Genomic DNA, 17,432 nt, shown 5'->3' on the forward strand with positions numbered 1-17,432 from the left:
CGCCAGCGATCCCCACACCATCCATACGAGAGCCCGACGCCATGAGCCAGACACCCACTCCCGACCAGACCGACGTCACGGCGCCCGACGCCGTGCTGCCCGCGCCGCCGCCCGTGCGCCACGCCGAACTGAAGGCGGCCATCCTGCTCGTCTTCATGTTCGTGCTGGTGGTCGGCTCCGTCGTCTACCTGATGTATGCGCGCGGCGCCTTCGAAGCCACGCAGACGCTGGTGCTGACGACCGACGATTCCGACGGCGTGGGCGTGGGCGCCGACCTGACCTTTTCCGGTTTCCCCATCGGCCGCGTGCAGCGCATCGAGCTGGCGCCGGACGGCAAGGCCCGCGTCATCATCGACGTGCCGCGCAAAGACGCGCACTGGCTGCGCACCAGCTCCATCTTCACGCTGGAACGAGGCATCGTCGGCGGCGCCAAGCTGCGCGCCTACAGCGGCATCCTGACGGATCCGCCGCTGCCGGACGATGCCACGCGCGACTTGCTGGTGGGCGACATGGCGGCGGAAATCCCGCGCCTGCTGTCGGCCGCGAAGGACTTGCTGAACAACGTGGCCAGCCTGACGGGCACCGATTCCGCGCTCGACGGCACCCTGCGCAATGTGCAGGCCGTCACGGGCAAGCTCAGCGGTCCGGGCGGCGCCATGGGCTTGCTGACGGGCGACGACAAGCAGTCGCGCCTGCTGGTCGAGCGCGCCAACGCCCTGCTCGTCACGGCGGACCAGCTGGCGCGCCGCACGGACGGCCTGGTGGCCAATGCCGACACGCGCGTGTTTGGCGACAAGGGCGTGATGACGGATGCGCAGGCAACCATCGTGCAGCTGAACGCGCTGCTGGCCGACACGCGCGCCAGCCTGAAAAAGGTCGACGCCGTGCTGGTCGAGGCGCAAGCCGTGGGCGCCAACGCCAGGGCGGCCACGGCCGACCTGGGCCCGCTGCGCGCCGACGTGGAAAGCAATCTGCGCAAGGTCGAGCAGCTGGTCAATGAAATCAACCGCAAATGGCCGTTCAAGCGCAATCCGGAGATCAAACTGCCATGAGAAATATCAATGTAGCGTTGTCCGCGCTGGCCATGGCGGCACTCGCCGCCTGTTCCAGCGGCCCGCCCGTGCCGGACTGGAAGATGAACGCGCAAAGCTCGATCGAGCGTTACGAGGCGGCCTACCTGAATGGCCAGACCCTGGTCGAACAGACGGAATTCCAGCGCGCCCGCAGCCAGGTGGGCGGCACGGGCAAGATCGACCTGGTGGCCAGGGTCGAACTGCTGCGCTGCGCCACGCGCGTCGCCAGCCTCGTCTTCGAAGACTGCACGGGCTTCGACGCGCTGCGCGCCGACGCCAGCGCCGCCGACCGCGCGTATGCGGCCTACCTGGCCGGCACGCCGCAGGCGGCCGACATCGCCCTGCTGCCCGAGGCGCAGCGCGGCGTGGCGGGCGCCGGCTCGGACACGGCGGCGGCCGACGCCGTGGCCGCCATCAAGGACCCGCTGTCGCAGCTGGTGGCGGCCGGCGTGCTGCTGCGCGCCAGCCGCGCCACCCCCGCCCTGCTGGACACGGCCGTCGCCACGGCCTCGGACCAGGGCTGGCGCCGTCCGCTGCTGGCGTGGCTGGGCGTGCAGCGCCTGCGCGCCGAACAGGCGGGCGATGCGCAGGAAGCCGGGCGCATCGCCCGCCGCATGGCCATCGTCGGCCAGCCGCCCGCCCCCTGAACGCGCGCGGCGTGCCGGCCGCGCCGGCTTCAGGCATAATCGCAGCAGGCCGACAGCCAGGCAGCGAGGTGTGACGATGCAGTTCGAGGACTTCGAATTCTTTTCTTCCGACGCCAGGCCGGCGGGCGACGCGGCGCCGGCCGCCACGGCCGACCGCCTGCAATACCTGCTCGACAATACCCCCTCCATCATCTATTGCACCGTGCCCAGCGGCGACTTCAAGATGACCTTTGTCAGCAATAACGCCTTGAACGTGCTGGGCTACCATCCGGACGAGATGGTGGCCGACCCGAATTTCTGGTTCGACCATATCCACCCCGACGATGCGCCCGGCATTTTTTCCAGCCTGGCGCAAATCTTCGTCGAGGGTGCGCGCGCCTATGAATACCGCTTTCGCGTGCGCGACGGCAGTTATCTGTGGATGCACGACAGCCTGCGCCTCGTGCGCGACGAGCACGGCGTGCCGTTCGAGGTGATCGGCTCGCTGACGGATATCACCGAGCGCAAGCGCATGGAAGCGATGCTGCAGGCGCGCGGCGAAGAGCAGCAACTATTGATCAGCAAGTTGCAGGAAGCGCACGACCAGCTGCTGCAGGCGGAAAAAATGGCGTCCATCGGCCAGCTGGCGGCCGGTATCGCGCACGAGATCAACAATCCGATCGGCTTCGTCAATTCCAACATGAGCTCGCTTCAAGCCTATGTCGGCACCCTGTTCGACGTGATCGGGCAATATGAGGCGGCCATGCCCGCCGCGCTGGCCGCGCGCGTGGCCCAGGTGCGCGAACAGGCCGACCTGGCGTACCTGCAGACGGACGTGGTCGAGCTGATCGGCGAATCGATGGATGGCTTGAAGCGCGTGCGCGACATCGTGCAGGCGCTGAAGGATTTTTCCCATGTCGGCGAGACGGACTGGCAGGTAGCCAGCCTGCATGCCGGCCTGGACAGTACTCTGAACATCGTCAGTAACGAACTCAAGTACAAGGCGCGCATCGACAAGCAATATGGCGAGTTGCCGTCGATTACCTGCCTCGCTTCGCAGCTGAACCAGGTATTCATGAACCTGCTGGTCAACGCGGGCCAGGCCATCAGCGGCGAAGGCGTGATCAGCATCCGCACGGGCCATGCCGATGGCTGGGTGTGGGTGGAGATCGGCGACACGGGCGCCGGCATCGCGCCCGAACACCTGCACCGCATCTTCGAACCGTTCTTCACCACCAAGGCCGTGGGCAGCGGCACGGGCCTGGGCCTGTCGCTCTCGTACGGCATCGTCATGAAGCATGGGGGGCGCATCGAGGTGGCGTCCGAGCCGGGCCGGGGCACGCGCTTCACCATCCACCTGCCCGTGGCGCCGCCGGCGGCACGGCCCAAGGCCTGACGGAACTAGCCGTCCCTGGCCGGCGGATACACGCGAATGTTGAGCCTGCCGCCATTCTTGCCCTCGAAATCGAGCAGCTGGGCAATCACGCGCGCCGTCAGCACATGCTCGGCCGCCAGCAGCATCAGGCCGTCGCGGCTGATCAGGTCGCGCGACAGCACCATGCCCGGCTCCAGCTGGCCCGACAGCACGGCCAGGTCGCGCGGCGGCGCTTCCGTCTCGTCCATGATGGCGCGGAAGGCGGCCACCACGGCGGGATCGTAGCGCTTGCCGCTGCTGTCGTAGATCAGGGTGCGCGCCTCGTCCGCGCGCAGGCTGCGCTGCACCATGGCGCCGATCTGCAAGCCGTCATAGTCGGACGCCAGCGCCAGGATGCGCGCGCCCTGCGGGATGGCCAGGCCCGTCATGCCATCGGGGAAGCCGGCGCCGTCGAAGCGCTCGAGCTGCGAGCGCAGGATCACGGCCACGCCGCGCAATTCCTCGAGCGCCATCAGCAGCTGCTCGGCGCGCAGCGGATGCTTGCGGAAGGCGGCCAGCTGCTCGCCCGTCCAGGCGCTGGCCGGCAATTCCAGCAGCGCATCGCTCAGACTGAGCTTGCCGATATCCTTGAGCAGGGCCGCGATGAAGACGTCGCGCGCCTCCTGCGCTTCCAGGCCCAGCGCCTGCGCCAGCTTGCGCGCCAGTTCCGCCACCCGGCGCGCGTGGCCAGCCAGCTTGCCGCCGCGCATTTCGATCAGATTGGAAAACACCTTGATCGTCGTCACGAACGTGGCCTTCAGCTTGTCGTTCGCCGCCTGCAAGTCGTCGTGCGACAGCTTCAGCTGCTGCGTGCGCTGCGCCACCTTCTCTTCCAGGCTGGCGTTGAGCGCCTTCAGCTGCCCGTTCTGGCTGGCCGTGAGCGCCTCCAGGCGCAGTTTTTCCTGTTCCAGCGCGCGCCGTTCCAGCGCGTGGCGCACCACCAGCACGATGTCGTTCTCGTCCCACGGCTTGGTCACGTAGCGGTAGATTTCGCCCTCGTTGATGGCGTCGAGGATGGACTGGATATCCGCGTAGCCCGTCAGCAGCAAGCGCATGGTGGCGGGCCAGCGCCGGCGCACCTGGGCCAGGAACTGCGCGCCGTCCATGTGCGGCATGCGCATGTCGGAAATGACCAGGTCCACCGCCTCGCTTTCCAGCAGCGCCAGGCCGGCCGCGCCGCCGTCGGCCGTCAGCACGCGGTAGCCGTGCGGGCGGAACAGGCGCCGCAGCGCGGACAGGATATTCGGCTCGTCGTCGACGCAGAGGATGGTGGGCGGCGCTGGCGCGGTGCTGGTGCTCATGTTGTCCTGTTCAGTCATGGTGCGGCGGCCTGCGCCTGGCGCACGGGCAAGGTGATGCGGAAAGTGGTGCCGCTGCCGGGCGCGCTGCGCACGTCGATGCGGCCGTGGTGCTTCTGCACCGTGCTGTAGGCCAGCGACAGCCCCAGCCCCGTGCCCTTGCCGACGGCCTTGGTGGTGAAGAAGGGGTCGAAGATGCGCGACAGGTGCTCGGGCGCGATGCCGGCGCCCGTATCCTCGACCTCGATCCACACCTCCTCCGCGCTGTCGCTGCCCGTGCGCAAGGTGATGCGCCCCCGCCCCTCGCCCATGGCGTGGGCCGCGTTGACGACGAGGTTCATGATCACCTGGTTCAGTTCGGAGGGCTGGCACTCGATGTCGGGAATGTCGCCATACTGCCGGATGACGTCGGCCTTGTACTTGACCTCGTTGTTCACGATATTGAGCGTCGTGTCTATGCCCTGGCGCAAGTCGGCCCACACCCATTCCTGGTGCGCGTCCGTGCGCGAGAAATCCTTCAGGTCCTGCACGATGCGGCGCACGCGCACGATGCCTTCCTTCGACTCGCCCATCAGCTGGGGAATGTCGGTGCGCAGGAAGTCCAGGTCGATCTGCTCGCGCAAGGCGCGCAGGCGCGCGGCGACCACCGCGTCGGCGACGGCCGGCTCGGCTTCTTCATAGGCGTCGAGCATGGTGAACAGGTCGTCCAGGTAGCCTTCCAGGGTGCCGACATTGGAAAAGACGTAGCCGATGGGATTGTTGATCTCGTGCGCCACGCCGGCGGCCAGCTGGCCGATCGAGGCGAGCTTTTCCGACTGCAGCAGCTTTTGCTGGGCCAGCGACAGCTTGTTGTTCAGTTCCGTCAGCGCCAGGTTGCGCTCGCGCAATTCCGTGTCGGCGCGCTCGCGCTGGCGGATATCGTCGGCCAGGCGTTCATTCATTTCGGCCAGCTGCGCCGTGCGCCTGGCCACCAGGTGCTCGAGGTTGGCGTGGGCCTTGCGCAGCGCGCTTTCCGCGTGATGGCGTTCCGTCACGTCGCGCAAGGTCTCGATGGCGCCCACGAGGCGGCCGTGGCGGTCGCGCAGCGGCGCGGCCGTGAAGTGCAGCCAGTGCCCGTCGAGGCCGATATTCGCGAAGAAGTCCTCGGCCTCGTAGGCGCCCGGGATCACGGGCGAGCGCTTCAGCTTTCCCTGGTACAGCTCGTTTTCGCCCAGCGCGATATCGTCGGCCACCAGCAAGTCGGCCAGGCAGGCGCGCGGCTGGCGGTAAAACGCCTTCCAGTGGTTGCGCGTGCCCACCATGTCGGCGGCCGAATAGCCGAGCAGCTGCTCGCAGGCGCTGTTCCAGTGCGTCACCACGTGCTGCGTATCGATGGCGAAGGTGGCCACGGGGTGGCCATCGAAGAATGCCGACAGCGCGACCGCGTCGGGGGGCAAGGCGCTCTCCGTGTGCTTGCTCATGCCAGCATGATCCGCGACATTTCATCGAAGGTGCGCTCGGTCTGCCGGAACAGGGCGAACCAGGCCGCATCGGCGAGCGCGAAACGCGCCCAGCCGGAGGCCGACAGCGGCGGCACGAGGGCGTCGTCCTGGCCGGACAAGTCCAGCGCATGGGCGACGGCATTGGCCACGTGCACCACCAGCGGCAAACCGCCGCCGTCGAGGCGTTCGATGGCGTGGTGGTCGGCCACGGCTTGCTGTATGGCGGCGGGAAATTTCCAGTACGCGGCCAGGGCGCTGCCCACCTGCGCATGGTCGATACCCATGACAGCCAGCTCGGCCTCGGCCATCTGGCAATCGTGCGCCTGGCGGTAGCTGCGGATCAGCGCGTGTTCGGCGGTAAAGCGCGTCGCCAGCACCAGCGTGCCCAGGTCGTGCAGCAGGCCGGCCGTAAACGCCGTCTCCGGATTGACTTGCAGGTGCGGCGCCAGCATGCGCGCCGCCACGGCCGTGGCCAGCGAATGGCGCCAGAAGGCCGCAAAATCGAAGCCGCCGCCGGCCGGCGCGAAGCTGCCCGTCAACGCGCACGCCGTGACCAGGGTGCGGATGCTGTGAAAGCCCAGCACGGAAACGGCTTGCGGGATGCTGGTGACCTTCGACTGCATGCCGTAAAACGAGGAATTGGCGATGCGCAAGGTCTTCGCCGCCAGCGCCTGGTCCAGCTCGATCTTTTGCGCCAGCACATGCACGTCCGTGTCTTCCTGGTCTATGCTCGACAGCAATTCCAGCACGACGGCCGGCAGCGCCGGCAGCTCCTGTATCTGCCGCAGCAGCTGGTCAAAGGTGGGCTGGCTCATGCGCTGCCCCCTTGCCGGTAGCGCTGCAGCAAGGCCAGCAGCTGCGCGCCGGGGCTTTCTGGCGGCGTGGCGCGGAACAGGCGCTGCAGGCGCGCCAGCTGGCGTTCGCGCTCGCGCTCGGCATTCTCCTGCGCGGCCGGGTCCGGCTCTGCCTCATCCTCGGCGACGATAACGCAGCGCTCCACGCCGCGCCGGCGCAGGGCCGCCAGGTTGGCCGCCGTCAGGGCGGCGCCCTGCGCCAGCAGCACGGCGCCGCTGGCGTCGCTGAGCGCCAGCGCCAGCACCATGCCTTCCTGCGCCTGCTCGAGCGCGATGTCGCGGCTGCCGGCGTGGCTGACGGCGCTCATGCCGGCGCTCCCTGGCGCGTCAGCGTGACCAGGCTGCCGCGCGACTGCGAATGCACGCCCATCGAATGAATCGCCACCGCATACGGCTGGCCGTTGATGGGGGCCAGATGCTGGCCGCCGGCGTCCCTCGTCCCCGCCATGTCGTCGAACAGCTGCGGCAGGACCAGCGCCGCCTCGTTGCCCAGCAGCGCAGCGCCACGCTCGAACAGGCTGGCCGCCGCCGCGTTGATGAAGGCGATCATGCCATCCTCGTCGAGCCCGATCACGGGTAGCGGCAGGAATTGCAGCAGTTCGCGCGCGATGCCCAGGCTGACCTCGTCGCGGCTGATCTGGTGCCGCTGCTGGCGCACCAGCGCCTGCATCGATGCATTCGCCGCCGCCAGGGCCAGGTTGGCCTCGCGCAGCTGGGCATTGAGGCGCACATTGTCGTCGTCGATGCCCTTCAGGCGGAACGCTTCGGCAATATGCTCGCGCAACTGGTGGTCTTCCCACGGTTTGGTGAGGAACTTGAAGATGGCGCCCTCGTTGACGGCGTCCGTGACGGCTTGCAGCTCCGTATAGCCCGACAGCATGATGCGTATGGTCTGCGGATACAGCAGCTTGGCCTTGCGCAGGAAATCGGCGCCCAGCATGCCCGGCATGCGCTGGTCCGAGACGATCACGTCGACGGCATGGCTGGCCAGCACCGCCAGCCCTTCCTGGCCGCTGCCGGCAGTCAAGATATGGTATTGGTCGCGCCGCAGCAGGCGCTTGAGCGACGCGAGGATATTCTGTTCGTCGTCGACCAATAGCAGGGTGCGCGGCGGCGCCACAGGCCGCGCGGGGTCGCTGGCTGGCAGCGCGTGCTCGTCGTGCAAATCCATCGGACCATCCTATCGTCGCCGTGGCGACATCGGAGCATGCCTGGAGGAAAAACGCCACGCGGCGCAGCCTTGCGTGGCAAGCTTACTTGCCTGAAATTATACGACTAAATATTCCCTTACGGCACCTTCCTTGGCAGCGGTGCCAGCCCTCATGCGCGGGCCGGACACGGCATATTGCGGTAAAACACGAAGCCGCCCAGGCCGATGGCCTGCGTGTCGGCCTTGACGCCATAGACGAGCGTGTTTTTCGGCCCGTCGATGCGCAGCAGATTCTTGTGCAAGACGATTTGCGAGTGGGACAGCTCCAGCGAGGGCGTGGGCGCCAGTTGCAGGCTGAGCTCGGCCGTGGCGGCATCATACGACCAGCGGCCCGGATTGTAGAAGGCGAAGCCGCCATCGAAGCGCAGGCGGCCATCCTTTAGCTGGGTCATGCATATGCCGGGAAATTCGCTGGGCGGGTTGTACCAGGTGGCGACCACCTCGCCCTTGCCCACGACGCCCGGCATGGCTGGCCCGGAAGCGGCTCCGTCCTTGCCGGACATGCCGGCACAGCCTGCCAACAGCGCCAGCGCCGCCAGCGGTCCCGCCATGGTGATAGTCTTGCGTTGCATGTTCATCCCGTTTCATTGCCGTATGGAACGACCATCTTAGTCCGGGATGGCCAGCCGTTCAAGCGGCTAGCGCACATAACGATGATTTAGTTGTCGCCTGCCGCTGCCTTGGCCGCCGCTTCGCGCAATTTATCCTTCTTGCTTTTGCGCGCGCCCTTCACGCCGCCGTTGACCGTGTCCGTCACGGCGCTGACGGGCGTGGGCAGCTCCGTCGGCTCGAAGCCGGCCACCACTTCGCGCACGATGCGCAAGTCGTTGCGGTTTTCGATCAGGCGGAAATGCGCTTCCGTATCGGCCGTGATGAAACTGACGGCCGTGCCGCTCTCGCCGGCGCGGCCCGTGCGGCCGATGCGGTGCGTGTAGTCGACGGCGGAACGGGGCAAGTCGTAGTTGACGACGGCCGGCAGCCCGGCGATGTCGATGCCGCGCGCGGCCACGTCGGTGGCCACCAGCACCTGCAGGCGGCCCGCCTTGAAGTCGGCCAGCAGCTGGCTGCGCGTGCCCTGGCTGAATTCGCCGTGGAAGGCGCCCACGTGCAGGCCCGCGCGCTGCAGCTTGTCGGCCACGTGTTCGGCCGCATACTTGGTGGCGACGAATACCAGCACGCGCTCCCACTGCTGCTGCAGGATCAGGTAGCGCAGCAGCTGCGTGCGGCGCGGCACGTCGACCGTGATGGCGCGCTGCACGATGTCGGGCTTGTCCTGCGGCTCGGACGCCACTTCGATGCGCACGGGCGCCGTCAGCAGGCTGTCGGCCAGCGCCTGCACGCTGTCGGGGAAGGTGGCCGAGAAGAACAGGTTTTGCCGCTGCCGGGGCAGCAGCGCCAGAATCGCGTTGATTTCCTCGGCAAAACCCATGTCGAGCAGGCGGTCGGCCTCGTCGAGCACGAACAGCGACACGCCGCCCAGTTTCACGGCATTTTGCCGCACCAGGTCCAGCAAACGGCCCGGCGTGGCGACGACGATATCGGCGCCGCCGCGCAGGTCCATCATCTGCGGGTTGATCGAGACGCCGCCGAACAGCACGGAAATCTTCAGCTTGACGGGCAGCGGCTTGGCCAGCGCATGCACGGTCTGCCCCACCTGCGCCGCCAGCTCGCGCGTCGGCACGAGGATCAGCGCGCGCACCTGGCGCGGGCCGGAAACGGGCGCCATCAGCGCCTGCAGCAGCGGCAGCGCGTAGGCGGCCGTCTTGCCGGAACCCGTCTGGGCCGCGCCCAGCACGTCGCTGCCGCGCAGGATGGCGGGAATGGCGGCCGCCTGGATGGCCGTCGGCGCGGCATAGCCGGCCTTGTCGACGGCACGGACCAGGGCGGGAATCAGACCCAGTGAGGAAAATGGCATAGCGGGCCTTCTTGTCTATTCGTAAAGTGAGACCGGCCGCGAAAGGCGGCCGGTCGGGATATGGCGACAGTATAAAGCAAGGGTAGGCCTAAGCTGACAAAATGCTCGGGGCCAGGCGCCATGCCGCAGACAGTACGCTAGGACGGCAAGGCATGGGCAACGACGCCCTGGGCATTTTGTCGCCTACTGCCTGGGCATTTGCAGCTTCGGATAACCAGCGTCATCGTAGCCCGGCATGCCGCGCCGGATCGTGTGCGAAAAGTCGGGATCGTCATTCGCCGCCCGCGCGCGCGCCGTGACGTGGCCCCCTATGCGCAGCTGCTGGAAGCTCAGGCCCGGCACCAGGCCCTTGACGTCGAACAGGTAGCGGTCCAGGTAGCCGGAAGCCAGCAGGCGGTAGTCGAGCGGCAGGCCAGGCACGATGCGGCGCACCATCTCGAAGACGATGGTGGTGCAGTTGGCCGTCAGGGTGTTGTAGAACTGCGGCTGGCGCTTGAGCGACTCCGCCTCGGCCAGGTAGGCGAGAAACAGCGAGCGCATGGCCGCCTTCGGCATCATCACGCGGTACAACTGCATGTCCTCGCCCCGTGCATTCGTGCGCACGCGCAGGATGTCGCGCTCGTCGGCCGCCACCAGGCTCATCTCGAAATGCTTGAAGAAGCCGCCGATGGCGGAAAAGCTCTCGCCCTTTTCCTTGCGGATTTCGATGGAAAACGTCAGGAAGCGCCCATCGGCAAAGCCGAACGAGATCAGCGTATGCGCGATATAGGGCCCGGTCCAGTACGACAGCGCCGCGTCGACCGTGCGCAGCTGGTCGAGGTCGTAGCTGCGCTGCTCCCACTTGACCGTGTAGTCGTCGTCGCTGCGCCAGTCGAAGTTGCGCACGTTTTCCAGCGTGACCATATTGCCCTTCAGCGTGCCCGTCACGTTGCGCGCCACGTCGTCGGCCCAGACCCGCTCCTGCTTCGGCGCGATCAGGCTCCACCAGACCAGCAGCAGCACGAAGCCGGCCGCGTACGGCAGCAGCACGCGCGCGTCGCCGCGCAGCCACCACAGGGCCACGCTGGCCACGCCCAGCGCGCCCCACAGCAGCGCACCGATGCCTTGCGCGGCCACGCCGCCGGACAGCTGATACCACAGCGCCAGCGCGCCCCACAGTGCGGTCAACAGGAGAATCAGGGTAACGGCCATTTTGCCGACGGTGCCCAGCACGGAGCTGGCACCTTGTGATAAGAAAGTCATGCTCTCATTATAGGGGCAAGTGAAGCCATGCATGATTTCGGGCGTGCCCGGCCTGCCTTGGGACAGCCATGCCATATTATTTCGATGGCATAATGATTTCTTTTACAATCAATTGCACCTGCGCATGCAACTCCATGGCCTTTCCATCGTCGAGGGTCGGAGCCGTCCCCTCCGCGAAGGGCCGGAACTCGAGCTGCACAACGACTACGGCTGCACGCATATCGACTGTCGCATCGCCGAGCAGGGCATCAGGCAGCTACCAACACAATAACCGCGACAACATTCAGGTGACACCTTGCAGCATCCAGCGCTCTACGCCCTTGCCGGCAGCCTCAACTCCCTCTTCATCGTCGTCAGCCTGTATGGGCTGTGGTCGCAGCTGCAAAAAATCTGGCGGCGCAAGCACGACGCCAGCATCGGCGCCGGCAAGACGACGGACATCCTGTCGCTCAACCAGTTCACCGTCAGCTTCCTCGCCTACTGCGCCTTCTTCGTGTACGGCTATTCGATTACGCCCTTCAACCACTACATCGTCTGGCCGCGCCTGATCGCCTCGCTGATCGCGCTGGGCATCCTGTATGAAATCGAGCGCGACCGGCGCAGCGCGGCGTCGCGCCGTGCGCTGCTGGCCTGCGCCCTGCTGCTGTGCGCCGGCGTGGCGGGCCTGCTGTTCGGTCCCACCTTCACCGATGAAAAACGCGTGCTGTCGCAAAGCCTGATCGTCGCCGTCACCGTGCTGCTGGCGCAGGGCTACGCGCACCAGATCGGCCTGATCTGGCGCTCGGGCAAGACGGGCGCCGTATCGCTCAAAATGAGCCAGTTCATCCTGGCGATGGATGTCAGCACCATCTTCTTCGCCTGCGTCATGGGACTGTCGACGGGCTGGCCCTTGCTGCTGCTGGCTTGCGTCAGCGCCGCGACCAAGCTCATTATCATGTGGCTGTTCCGCTGGGAGAAGACCAGCGCCGCCGCGCAGCTGAAACGCCAGGCGCCGGCCTGACGCCAGGTAAGCCCGATACATTATGGCGATTGCTGACTTGCATCAGCGGCGCTGTGCAAGGTGGCCGACCAGGCTTGCCCGCTGCTGGCAGCGGGCGCCTTGGCGGGAGTACTGCTCATACCGGGGCAGTACCGTTACGCAGGCGCGGGACTTGTGCCGCGCAATCCCTGCTGCGCCATCCGCTTCTGTTCTTCATGAATTCACAATCATTTCCTGGGGATTACTTAGAATGGCGGCATCGCCACCTTGTTGAAAGCCCCGCCATGCAAGCTGCCATTCCCATCCTGCGCATCTTTTCCGAAGAAAAAGCTCGCGAGTTCTACCTCGATTTCCTCGGTTTCACGCAGGACTGGCAGCACCGCTTCGACCCCACGGCGCCGCTGTACCTGCAGGTGACGCGCGGCGACCTCGTGCTGCACCTCAGCGAGCATTACGGCGACGCCACGCCAGGGTCGGCGCTCCTGATTCCCGTCGACGACATCGCCGCCCTGCACGCGGAGCTGCAGGCGAACGATTATCCGTATGCGCGGCCCGGCATCCGCGACGAAGACTGGGGCCGCATCCTGGAAGTGGCCGACCCGTTCGGCAACAGGCTGCGCTTCTGGCAAAGGACGGCTTAAGCTTGCCGCCCGCGCCGGCCCGGCACCGAGGCCGGCACCGGCCCGCCAAAGTGCGCGCTTTTATCAATTTTCTCAGCCAGCAGTTGCAGCCGGACTCGGCCAATGCAGGCAAATCGGGTTAAACTACAATATTGCGATATGGCAATATTATGAAGGAGTAGGTTTTGCTAGTCATACTCGGATTTCTCGTCGTGCTGTTTTCCGTCTTCGGCGGCTTTGCCATGCAGGGCGGCCATCTGGCGGCCCTGTTCCAGCCGCTGGAGCTGCTGATGATCGGCGGCGCCGCACTCGGCACTTTCTTTGTCGGCAACGACGCCAAGGCCATCCGCGCCACGTTCGCCGCCCTGCCCACCCTGTTCCATGGTGCGCAATACACGAAAGCGCGCTATATGGAGCTGATGGGCCTGATGTACGAAATCCTCAGCAAGATCCGCAAGGAAGGCTTGATGTCGGTCGAGGACGATATCGACGACCCCTACCGCAGTCCCATCTTCGTGAAATATCCGTACACGCTCGGTGACGAGCACATCCTGGAATTCATCACCGATTACCTGCGCCTGATGGTGTCGGGCAACATGGACGCCTACCAGATCGAAAACCTGATGGATAACGAGATCGAGACGCACCATGAAGATGCGGAAATGCCGATCCAGACGATTTCGCAGCTGGCCGACGCCATGCCCGCCTTCGGCATCGTCGCCGCCGTGATGGGCGTGGTGCACACGATGGCGTCCGTCGGCTTGCCGCCGGCCGAGCTGGGCGTGCTGATCGCGCAGGCGCTGGTGGGCACCTTCATCGGCATCCTGCTGGCTTACGGCTTCATCGCGCCGCTGGCCAGCTTGCTGCGCCGCAAACACCATGAAACGGCCAAGATGTACCAGTGCGTGAAAGTGACCCTGCTGGCCAGCCTGAACGGCTACGCGCCGGCGCTGGCCGTGGAATTCGGCCGCAAGGTCATTTCCGCCACGGAACGTCCCTCGTTCAGCGAACTGGAAAACCACGTGCGCCAGGTGCGCACGAAGAACTGACCCGGCCGGTTCGCCTCAGGCTTCCGGCGCCGTCCAGACCAGGTTCCACAGGTGGCCATCGATATCCTCGAAGCCCTGGTCATACATGAAGCCATGGTCTTCGGGCGGATGCGGTATGCGGCCACCGGCGGCCGCGGCCTTGGCGATCAGGCTGTCCACCTCTTCCCGGCTTTCGCAACTGAGGCATATGACGACTTCATTGGCTTCCTTGGCGTTCGCGACCGGCTTGTCGATCAGGGACTGAAAGAAGGGTTCGGTCGTCAGCATGGCCTGGATGGCGCCGTCGACGATGTTCATGAACGCCGCGTTCTCGCCGCTGAAGCGGGGATCGAAGGCAAAGCCGAGAGCGGAAAAAAAGGCCCTGGATTTGTCCAGGTCCTTCACGGGCAGGTTGAGGATGATCTGTTTGTTCATGGCGCTTCCCTGATCAAGGTGGAATGGGCAATCGGCGCGTCATCGCTGCGACGGGTGACGGCACACAAAATCGACACGCTGACGAAAAAATAGCTCCTCTAGAATATCAATAAATAATGACAGTGTAAAAAGCGACGGTGAAAGCGTCTAGTGAACTCGTGGCGATTCAGAACTGGATGCTCAGAATTTATGATTGTTCCTGTTGTGTCTATTTTTACCATGCCTATCGCTACTCGACGCGGTTTCATTATCTTTCGTCCGTCCGCTCCTGGCCGGCGGCAGCCTCTCTAGTCGAACGATCCTGCCTGCAGAGGGTCAGTGATTTCAAAGGAAGTCCGATCATCTCTATCCTGGATGAGTACTGTCAATCCGCTTTCGAAGACAAACGCTACCACACTACCTTTGGCGGTCGCGCTAGCTACGCATGACACAAGACGTTGCCCAACAATCTTGAGTTCATCAGCCAGATCCACGTACTCAGTCCACGGCGCCTCTGCATTCCACGGAAGAAATTGCCCTTCAAAGCTGCGCCAGAATACGCATCGAAATTCAAAATAAAGACGAAACCAAGCTCCGTTGAATTTTAAGTAACTTACATTCGCGGGCACAGGCGGTTCACCTTTGATATGCAAAGACTCACAGACGAAGCCCTCACATATCGATTCCGTCCAATCTGGCACGCTTCCATTAATTGTCAATTCGAACTGCTCTGTTTGAGTCATCGTGTTTCCAATGCGCTTGCCGTGATCGTCCGCTTCTGGCCGATAACGGACGGCCAGAAAGGCCCGATGCACGAAGTTATTTCCTTCATGACAAGCAAGCAGTTCTGCCCGTCGCGCCACCTCCCCTCGCTGCCATTTACGGGCCTGGCGCCGTCTCATCCGGGCAGCTGACCTCGTCTTCCTGCGTATATAAGGTCATCGGCACGCGCTGGCCGTCGACTTCCAGCTCGCGCACCTTCGGCGGCACCAGCTGGAATTGGCCGGCCTGCAGCTTCTCGCGCAGGGGCTTGCAGCGCAAGGCGTCCGTGGGGATTTGCCCGCGCGCATGCCAGCTACCATCGTCCTTCTCCGCCAGCAAGACCGACGAGGCGCGCGGGTCATTGCTGATCAGCAGCACATCCTGCTTGCCATCGCCGTCGAAATCGAGCAGGTAGGCGTCGCACTGCGGCCCTGCCCGCTTCAAGCAGGCGGGCAGGCGCCAGGCCGGGCCCACTTGCGTCCAGTCCTGGCGCAGGAAACTCTCCGGCAATTTTGCCGTCGCCGGGCGCAGGGTCAGGTTGATCGACACGTCGCTCAGGGCGCCCGTCTCGTCAAGCCGGTTCTGGCGCTTGAGCATGGCGTCGGCGCGGGCCCGCACGACGGCAGCATCGGCGCCCGTCGTGCGCGTCTTGAGTTCCTGCAAGGCCGCCTGGCCATAGCGGGCGCCCTGGAAGCGCAGGTATTCGAAGTCGAACTTGTCCACGCTCACCTTGCCGCTGTCCAGCCGCGCCATCTGGCTGGCCACGGAAATGCGGGCCGGGTCGGCCAGCGGCGAGAACAGGGCGAACAGCACCAGCAGGGTGACGCAGGCGGTGGCGACGTTGACGTTGGCGATCAGGTGCAGCCAGTCGCCATACTTGCTGGCGGCCCAGGCGTAGCCGACGGCATAGCAGGTGGCGATCAAGAGGCAGGCGGCGGCGATCAGGCGGTCGGCCGTCCAGCCATGCGACATCACGCGCAGGGTCAGCGCATAGATGGCGATGCCCACCACCCACGGCAGCAGCAAACAGGCCAGGCGCGTGCCGAGGCGGATGCCGCGCGCCACGCCATGGCCCACTTCGCCATTCTGGAAAGCGGCATTGATCAGCACCACCAGCACGCCGGCCATGCCCAGCAGCACGGACGCCGCATGGCGCGTGGCCCACAGCCGTTCGAAGCCGATGAAGGGCAAGGTCAGGAGGAAGCCGGAGACGAGCACGGCGGCGATTGGCACCAGCCACGACAGCAGCACCAGCAGCAGGGTGCGGATGCCGCGCACGATGGACGGGCGCACGTCGGTGATGTGGATGGCGAAGGAAAAGGCGAAACAGATGACGGGAATCACGAACCACGCCTGGCCCAGCAGCTTTTTCAGGAAGCTCAGCTTGATCAACAGGAACAACTGCCCGCCCAGCCACAGCACCAGCCACAGACCCAGCACAAACAGCAGGGAAAACAGCAGCTGGATGCCCAGCTTCCAGGCGATCTCGAAATACGTGGGATAGCGGGCGATGCGCTGGCCATCCTGGGCGCTGGCCAGCACCAGCGCATGGGCGATATAAAAGCCCACCACGCAAAAGCCGAACAGCTGGGCGGAAATCACGCGCAGCGGCGCACCGGGCTTGTAATTGCCCCAGATCACGTGTTCGGCGCCGCGCGCCACGTCGTGCCAGGCCAGCACGGCCAGCACGGCGGCCGCGCCCACCATCCACAGCACGATGCGCTTGAGCGACATGTGGCCCAGGCTGGACACCAGCAGCACGGGCAACAGCAAGCTGATCAACATCAGCGGCCCCAGCAGGTAGGCTTCCGTGGCGGGCCACACCTTGTCCTGCGCCGTGCTGTACAGCCAGTACAGCAGCAAGCCTTGCAGCAGGCCCGTCACCAGGCGCGTCACCGCGATGCGCGGCGCCACCACCGGATCGAGCAAAGCCATGTTTTTTCCAGCGGCGTCCTGCTGCATAGTGCATCCTTTATCAGTCGTTCATTGCCATATTTCACGACGCATTATTGCATTTCGTTATCGTCATCTCAACAACGATTCGTGCGCCGCCCCTCCCCGCGTGCCCCCGCGACGCTGCAGCGGCAGGCTCTGCGCGAGGCCCCAGGCCAGTTCCGGCACGATGAACAGCCACAGCACGGGCTGTCCCGTCACCAGCAGCGCCCACGCCATCCACAGGGAAAACAGGTAGCGCGCCGCCGCGTCATAGCGGCCCAGGCGCGGCTGCGGATCGACGATGCGCAGCATGGACCAGACCATCACGACGCTGCCCAGCAAGCTGCTGATGAGCAAGTGGAACGGCTCGAAGACAGGCAAGGGCACGCCGCCCAGGCGCACATTGACGGTGCTCAGGTGCTCGCGCAAGAGCAGGAACGTCCACGGTGTGGCAAACGCGGCCGTCATGAATACGTCGTAGATGGCGCTGGCGCGCACCAGGCGACGGAAGGCGGAAAGGGACAACATGGGGCACTCCTGTCAGTGGAAAGCGCCCATGATCAGGGCTGGAGTACACTCCA

Annotated in this window: 19 protein-coding genes; 7 read left to right on the top strand and 12 right to left on the bottom strand. The window is 65.3% G+C overall.

The window, feature by feature from the left end; translation table 11 throughout:
• The first annotated feature begins 41 nt into the window (after positions 1–41).
• The 3 genes from AC1RDJ_RS17575 (at position 42) to AC1RDJ_RS17585 (ending at position 3,095) form a co-directional block, all read left to right on the top strand.
• On the top strand, positions 42–1,052 hold the full coding sequence (locus tag AC1RDJ_RS17575; protein ID WP_071322880.1) for an MlaD family protein: 1,011 nt from the start codon (positions 42–44) through the stop codon (positions 1,050–1,052).
• Complete coding sequence (locus AC1RDJ_RS17580) at positions 1,049–1,720, top strand: hypothetical protein (RefSeq protein WP_071322879.1); 672 nt, start codon at positions 1,049–1,051, stop codon at positions 1,718–1,720. The genes AC1RDJ_RS17575 and AC1RDJ_RS17580 overlap by 4 nt, the downstream gene beginning before the upstream one ends.
• Positions 1,721–1,796: 76 nt before the next feature.
• Positions 1,797–3,095: an ATP-binding protein gene (locus AC1RDJ_RS17585; RefSeq protein WP_071322878.1), complete on the top strand. Its 1,299-nt coding sequence runs from the start codon at positions 1,797–1,799 to the stop codon at positions 3,093–3,095.
• Positions 3,096–3,100: 5 nt separating this feature from the next.
• Here the strand turns inward: AC1RDJ_RS17585 and nosR are convergent, their stop codons facing one another.
• The 8 genes from nosR to AC1RDJ_RS17625 form a co-directional block, all read right to left on the bottom strand.
• A complete protein-coding gene (gene nosR, locus AC1RDJ_RS17590) occupies positions 3,101–4,414 on the bottom strand; it encodes a response regulator c-di-GMP phosphodiesterase, NosR family (RefSeq protein WP_232251118.1) in 1,314 nt (437 codons plus the stop codon).
• Positions 4,415–4,428: 14 nt separating this feature from the next.
• Positions 4,429–5,871, bottom strand: coding sequence for an ATP-binding protein (locus AC1RDJ_RS17595; protein WP_071322876.1), 1,443 nt, complete (start codon positions 5,869–5,871; stop codon positions 4,429–4,431).
• Positions 5,868–6,707: an HDOD domain-containing protein gene (locus AC1RDJ_RS17600; protein ID WP_493028261.1), complete on the bottom strand. Its 840-nt coding sequence runs from the start codon at positions 6,705–6,707 to the stop codon at positions 5,868–5,870. Before AC1RDJ_RS17600 ends, AC1RDJ_RS17595 begins: the two co-directional genes overlap by 4 nt.
• The gene (locus AC1RDJ_RS17605; protein WP_071322874.1) at positions 6,704–7,054 is read right to left on the bottom strand and encodes a hypothetical protein; all 351 of its coding nucleotides are present in this window, start codon (positions 7,052–7,054) and stop codon (positions 6,704–6,706) included. The genes AC1RDJ_RS17600 and AC1RDJ_RS17605 overlap by 4 nt, the downstream gene beginning before the upstream one ends.
• Entirely contained in the window at positions 7,051–7,917 is an 867-nt protein-coding gene (locus AC1RDJ_RS17610) for an ATP-binding response regulator (protein ID WP_083411694.1), read from the bottom strand. The genes AC1RDJ_RS17605 and AC1RDJ_RS17610 overlap by 4 nt, the downstream gene beginning before the upstream one ends.
• Positions 7,918–8,066: 149 nt before the next feature.
• The gene (locus AC1RDJ_RS17615; RefSeq protein ID WP_156894727.1) at positions 8,067–8,528 is read right to left on the bottom strand and encodes a hypothetical protein; all 462 of its coding nucleotides are present in this window, start codon (positions 8,526–8,528) and stop codon (positions 8,067–8,069) included.
• An 86-nt stretch (positions 8,529–8,614) separates the two neighbouring features.
• Positions 8,615–9,871 (bottom strand): DEAD/DEAH box helicase, encoded by a 1,257-nt coding sequence (locus tag AC1RDJ_RS17620; RefSeq protein ID WP_493028262.1) that lies wholly within the window; start codon positions 9,869–9,871, stop codon positions 8,615–8,617.
• A 183-nt stretch (positions 9,872–10,054) separates the two neighbouring features.
• Positions 10,055–11,113: an Lnb N-terminal periplasmic domain-containing protein gene (locus tag AC1RDJ_RS17625; RefSeq protein ID WP_493028264.1), complete on the bottom strand. Its 1,059-nt coding sequence runs from the start codon at positions 11,111–11,113 to the stop codon at positions 10,055–10,057.
• A 31-nt stretch (positions 11,114–11,144) separates the two neighbouring features.
• Between AC1RDJ_RS17625 and AC1RDJ_RS17630 the strand changes: the two genes are divergently transcribed.
• From AC1RDJ_RS17630 to motA, 4 genes are all read left to right on the top strand, one after another.
• Positions 11,145–11,384 (top strand): hypothetical protein, encoded by a 240-nt coding sequence (locus AC1RDJ_RS17630; RefSeq protein WP_156894726.1) that lies wholly within the window; start codon positions 11,145–11,147, stop codon positions 11,382–11,384.
• A 24-nt stretch (positions 11,385–11,408) separates the two neighbouring features.
• Positions 11,409–12,113, top strand: coding sequence for a hypothetical protein (locus AC1RDJ_RS17635; protein WP_493028265.1), 705 nt, complete (start codon positions 11,409–11,411; stop codon positions 12,111–12,113).
• A gap of 263 nt (positions 12,114–12,376) precedes the next feature.
• On the top strand, positions 12,377–12,733 hold the full coding sequence (locus tag AC1RDJ_RS17640) for a glyoxalase superfamily protein (protein ID WP_071322870.1): 357 nt from the start codon (positions 12,377–12,379) through the stop codon (positions 12,731–12,733).
• Between the two features lie 164 nt (positions 12,734–12,897).
• Positions 12,898–13,761: a flagellar motor stator protein MotA gene (gene motA, locus AC1RDJ_RS17645; protein ID WP_071322869.1), complete on the top strand. Its 864-nt coding sequence runs from the start codon at positions 12,898–12,900 to the stop codon at positions 13,759–13,761.
• Positions 13,762–13,776: 15 nt separating this feature from the next.
• Here the strand turns inward: motA and AC1RDJ_RS17650 are convergent, their stop codons facing one another.
• The 4 genes from AC1RDJ_RS17650 to AC1RDJ_RS17665 all read right to left on the bottom strand — a co-directional run bounded on the left by AC1RDJ_RS17650 (position 13,777) and on the right by AC1RDJ_RS17665 (position 17,379).
• The gene (locus AC1RDJ_RS17650) at positions 13,777–14,175 is read right to left on the bottom strand and encodes a VOC family protein (RefSeq protein WP_071322868.1); all 399 of its coding nucleotides are present in this window, start codon (positions 14,173–14,175) and stop codon (positions 13,777–13,779) included.
• Positions 14,176–14,462: 287 nt separating this feature from the next.
• The gene (locus AC1RDJ_RS17655; RefSeq protein ID WP_156894725.1) at positions 14,463–14,897 is read right to left on the bottom strand and encodes a hypothetical protein; all 435 of its coding nucleotides are present in this window, start codon (positions 14,895–14,897) and stop codon (positions 14,463–14,465) included.
• Positions 14,898–15,033: 136 nt separating this feature from the next.
• A complete protein-coding gene (locus AC1RDJ_RS17660) occupies positions 15,034–16,851 on the bottom strand; it encodes a DUF4153 domain-containing protein (protein WP_493028266.1) in 1,818 nt (605 codons plus the stop codon).
• Between the two features lie 90 nt (positions 16,852–16,941).
• The gene (locus AC1RDJ_RS17665; protein WP_289885844.1) at positions 16,942–17,379 is read right to left on the bottom strand and encodes a hypothetical protein; all 438 of its coding nucleotides are present in this window, start codon (positions 17,377–17,379) and stop codon (positions 16,942–16,944) included.
• Positions 17,380–17,432 lie beyond the last annotated feature (53 nt).

This window comes from Janthinobacterium sp. GW822-FHT07H10, assembly GCF_058798675.1.

Coding starts and splice junctions, on each gene's coding strand:
- AC1RDJ_RS17575 (WP_071322880.1), top strand. CDS start 42: ATGAGCCAGACACCCACTCCCGACCAGACCGACGTCACGGCGCCCGAC.
- AC1RDJ_RS17580 (WP_071322879.1), top strand. CDS start 1,049: ATGAGAAATATCAATGTAGCGTTGTCCGCGCTGGCCATGGCGGCACTC.
- AC1RDJ_RS17585 (WP_071322878.1), top strand. CDS start 1,797: ATGCAGTTCGAGGACTTCGAATTCTTTTCTTCCGACGCCAGGCCGGCG.
- nosR (WP_232251118.1), bottom strand. CDS start 4,414: ATGAGCACCAGCACCGCGCCAGCGCCGCCCACCATCCTCTGCGTCGAC.
- AC1RDJ_RS17595 (WP_071322876.1), bottom strand. CDS start 5,871: ATGAGCAAGCACACGGAGAGCGCCTTGCCCCCCGACGCGGTCGCGCTG.
- AC1RDJ_RS17600 (WP_493028261.1), bottom strand. CDS start 6,707: ATGAGCCAGCCCACCTTTGACCAGCTGCTGCGGCAGATACAGGAGCTG.
- AC1RDJ_RS17605 (WP_071322874.1), bottom strand. CDS start 7,054: ATGAGCGCCGTCAGCCACGCCGGCAGCCGCGACATCGCGCTCGAGCAG.
- AC1RDJ_RS17610 (WP_083411694.1), bottom strand. CDS start 7,917: ATGGATTTGCACGACGAGCACGCGCTGCCAGCCAGCGACCCCGCGCGG.
- AC1RDJ_RS17615 (WP_156894727.1), bottom strand. CDS start 8,528: ATGCAACGCAAGACTATCACCATGGCGGGACCGCTGGCGGCGCTGGCG.
- AC1RDJ_RS17620 (WP_493028262.1), bottom strand. CDS start 9,871: ATGCCATTTTCCTCACTGGGTCTGATTCCCGCCCTGGTCCGTGCCGTC.
- AC1RDJ_RS17625 (WP_493028264.1), bottom strand. CDS start 11,113: ATGACTTTCTTATCACAAGGTGCCAGCTCCGTGCTGGGCACCGTCGGC.
- AC1RDJ_RS17630 (WP_156894726.1), top strand. CDS start 11,145: ATGATTTCGGGCGTGCCCGGCCTGCCTTGGGACAGCCATGCCATATTA.
- AC1RDJ_RS17640 (WP_071322870.1), top strand. CDS start 12,377: ATGCAAGCTGCCATTCCCATCCTGCGCATCTTTTCCGAAGAAAAAGCT.
- AC1RDJ_RS17650 (WP_071322868.1), bottom strand. CDS start 14,175: ATGAACAAACAGATCATCCTCAACCTGCCCGTGAAGGACCTGGACAAA.
- AC1RDJ_RS17655 (WP_156894725.1), bottom strand. CDS start 14,897: ATGACTCAAACAGAGCAGTTCGAATTGACAATTAATGGAAGCGTGCCA.
- AC1RDJ_RS17660 (WP_493028266.1), bottom strand. CDS start 16,851: ATGGCTTTGCTCGATCCGGTGGTGGCGCCGCGCATCGCGGTGACGCGC.
- AC1RDJ_RS17665 (WP_289885844.1), bottom strand. CDS start 17,379: ATGTTGTCCCTTTCCGCCTTCCGTCGCCTGGTGCGCGCCAGCGCCATC.